Raw genomic sequence first — 1,168 nt, forward strand, 5'->3', positions numbered from 1 at the left:
TACTGAGGTTGAACTCGTGGTGTCGTAGGGGCTGACGGGCGCCAGTCCTCTGCGATATCACCGGGGCATGCGGTATCCACAAGGGGGCGGTCTGACCGCCGAACGGCAGCAGTTCCGCGAGGGGTTACGGCTCCAGGCGGCCGAGCGGTTCGCCCGGGGCGAGGCGAGCTCGGTGATCGCCAAGGACCTGCGCGTCAGCGTCCGGTCGGTGCAGCGGTGGCGGCAGGCGTGGGACGAGGGCGGTCCGCGCGCTCTGCGGTCGCAGGGACCTGCGTCGCTGCCGAGACTGAGCGAGAAGCAGTTCGCGCAGTTGGAGGCGGAGCTGGCCAAGGGGCCGGCCGCGCACGGCTGGGAGGACCAGCGGTGGACGCTGGCGCGGGTCAAGACGGTGATCGGCCGGCGCTTCCACCTGACCTACACGATCCAGGGCGTGCGCAAGCTCCTGGTACGTAATGGCTGGTCGTGCCAGGTGCCAGCCCGACGTGCACTCGAGCGGGACGACGAGGCGGTAGCCGGGTGGGTCAAGGAGGTGTGGCCCTGCGCGGAAGACTCGCGGCGGTGAGTGGAGCCTGGCTCGTCTTCGAGGACGAGGCCGGATTCTCCATGACGCCGCCGCAGGCGAAGACCTGGTCACAGCGCGGCCGGACCCCCATCGTGCGGGTCCGCGGCCGCTCCCGCAGACGGATCTCCATCGCGGCGCTGACCTGCTACAAACCCGGCCACCGCTCAAGGCTGATCTACCGGCCACGCCGGGACGACGGCAGACGGAACGGACGCAAGAGCTTCTCCTGGCGCGACTACCGGGACCTGTTGATCGCCGCCCACCAGCAGCTCGGCGGCCCCATCGTGCTCATCTGGGACAACCTCAACGTCCACAAAGCCGCCGACCTGAGGAAGTTCGCCGAGGCCCGGGACTGGCTGACCATCTACTATTTGCCGCCCTACGCACCCGACCTCAACCCCGTCGAAGGAATCTGGTCCCTCCTGCGACGCGGCTGGCTCTCCAACGTCGCCTTCTCCACCCCCGAACACCTCGTCCAGCGCATCCGAGGGGGCCTACGGCACATCCAGTACCGCAGTCACCTCATAGACGGCTGCCTCACCGAGACCGGCCTGACCATCAGGCCCGCCTGAGCAACTCCACGACATCACGAGTTCAACCTCAGTA

Annotated in this window: 2 protein-coding genes; both read left to right on the plus strand. The window is 68.3% G+C overall.

Annotation, left to right across the window (positions count from 1 at the left end):
- The first annotated feature begins 67 nt into the window (after nucleotides 1–67).
- The gene (locus tag ABZ719_RS37690; RefSeq protein ID WP_366729678.1) at nucleotides 68–562 is read left to right on the plus strand and encodes a winged helix-turn-helix domain-containing protein; all 495 of its coding nucleotides are present in this window, start codon (nucleotides 68–70) and stop codon (nucleotides 560–562) included.
- A gap of 41 nt (nucleotides 563–603) precedes the next feature.
- A complete protein-coding gene (locus ABZ719_RS37695) occupies nucleotides 604–1,134 on the plus strand; it encodes a transposase (protein WP_366729679.1) in 531 nt (176 codons plus the stop codon).
- The last annotated feature ends 34 nt before the right edge of the window (nucleotides 1,135–1,168 follow it).

Origin of the sequence: Streptomyces sp. NPDC006743 (genome assembly GCF_040703815.1) — a bacterium.
Lineage (GTDB): Bacteria > Actinomycetota > Actinomycetes > Streptomycetales > Streptomycetaceae > Streptomyces.